The organism is uncultured Aquincola sp. (assembly GCF_964001545.1).
Classification (GTDB): domain Bacteria; phylum Pseudomonadota; class Gammaproteobacteria; order Burkholderiales; family Burkholderiaceae_C; genus Aquincola.
The window spans coordinates 1-1,671 of the sequence record NZ_CAXFDV010000197.1; the positions used below are offsets into that span (position 1 = coordinate 1).

General features: G+C 72.4%; 3 protein-coding genes. All 3 read left to right on the top strand.

Features of this window, described 5'->3' with window-relative positions; translation table 11 throughout:
* The coding region (locus ABNT58_RS06865) for an amidase family protein (protein WP_348752757.1) at positions 1 to 610 on the top strand (610 nt) is incomplete at its 5' end.
* Positions 607 to 1,032, top strand: coding sequence for an oxalurate catabolism protein HpxZ (hpxZ, locus tag ABNT58_RS06870; protein ID WP_348752758.1), 426 nt, complete (start codon positions 607 to 609; stop codon positions 1,030 to 1,032). The genes ABNT58_RS06865 and hpxZ, both read left to right, overlap by 4 nt.
* A 10-nt stretch (positions 1,033 to 1,042) precedes the next feature.
* A partial coding sequence (locus ABNT58_RS06875; RefSeq protein ID WP_348752759.1) for a GntR family transcriptional regulator occupies positions 1,043 to 1,671 on the top strand: 629 nt, incomplete at its 3' end.

Consider the following 1,671-nt stretch of genomic DNA (forward strand, 5'->3'; position numbering starts at 1 on the left):
CGTGCTGGGCGGCTGGTTCCAAGACCAGGCCGGACCCGAAGCCCGCGCCGCGGTGCAACGCGTGGCGCAGGCGCTGGGCGGCTTGCCCACGGTGCTGCTGCCCGAGGCGGCCCGCGCCCGCGCCGCGGCCTTCGTCATCAGCAACTCCGAAGGCGCCGCGCTGCACCTGCCCGACCTGCGCACCCGCCCGCAGGATTTCGAGCCGCTGTCACGCGACCGCTTCCTGGCCGGTGCGCTGCTGCCGGCGGCCTGGGTGCAGCAGGCGCAGCGCATGCGCCGCTGGGTGGCGCTGCGCGCGGCCGAGCTGCTGGCCGAGGTGGACGTGCTCATCGCCCCCGCCACGCCGCTGGTGGCGCCCGCCATCGGCACCGAGTGGATCGAGATCAACGGCCAGCGCCTGCCGGCGCGGCCCAGCCTGGGGCTGCTGGCGCAGCCCATCAGCTGCATCGGCCTGCCGGTGTGCGCGGCGCCGGTGTGGGGCTGCCACGAAAGCCTGCCCATCGGGGTGCAGATCATCGCCGCGCCCTGGCGCGAAGACCGGGTGCTGCGCGTGGCGCATGCGCTCGAACAACAAGGCGTGTTCAGCGCGCCGGTGGCCCGACTCTCATGACCGAAGACCAGATCAACCTGCCCGACGTGCTGGCCGAAGTGCAGGCCGTGTTTGCGCGCTATGAAGACGCGCTGGTGAACAACCGCGTGGAGGTGCTGGACGCGCTGTTCTGGAACAGCCCGCACACCGTGCGCTACGGCGCCACCGAGAACCTGGTGGGCTATGCGCAGATCCAGGCCTTTCGCGCGGGCCGCTCGCCGGCCGGGCTGGCGCGCACGCTGGGCCGCACCGTCATCACCACCTTCGGCCGCGACATGGCCACGGCGATGACCGAGTTCCACCGCGCCGGCAGCAGCGCCATCGGCCGCCAGAGCCAGACCTGGGTGCGCATGGGCGATGGCCAGTGGCGTGTGGTGGCCGCGCATGTGAGCCTGCTGGCCGCGCCCGCCAACCCACCGTCCACCCCGGGGGCCGCTGGGTAAGATCGATCGCATGCGCGCCGTCCCCAAGCCCCCTGCCGCTGCCGCCCCGCACGTGGCGCCCGCAGCCCCGCTGCGGGCCAATCTGGCCGAGCAGGTGTACGCCCAGCTCAAGGCCGAGATGGACGACTTCCAGCTGGTGCCGGGCGACCGCTTTTCCGAGGCCGAACTCGGCCAGCGCCTGGGCGTGAGCCGCACGCCGGTGCGTGAAGCGCTGTTCCGCCTGCGCAATGAGGGCTACCTGGAGGTGGAGCTGAAGTCGGGCTGGTACGTCAAGCCCATCGACTTCGGCAAGCTGGAACAGCTGTACGACCTGCGTGTGCTGCTGGAGCTGGCCAGCGTGCAGCGGCTGTGCGCCCACACCGGCACGCCGGCCGAGGCGCTGGACACGCTCAAGGCCGTGTGGCTGGTGCCGGCGGCCGAGCGGCTGGCCGACCCGCGCGAGGTGGGCCAGCTGGACGAGCAGTTCCATGCCACCCTGGTGCGCGCCGCCGGCAATGCCGAGATCGCCCGCGTGCACTGGGACGTGACCGAGCGCATCCGAATCATCCGGCACCTGGACTTCACCCGCGCCGACCGGGTGGAGGCCACGTACAACGAACACGCCAAGATCCTGCGCGCCGTCATCCAGCGCAAGCCCGA

What these genes read in the sequence shown, in the direction of transcription:
- hpxZ (WP_348752758.1), top strand. Translation starts at nt 607, where the DNA reads ATGACCGAAGACCAGATCAACCTGCCCGACGTGCTGGCCGAAGTGCAG.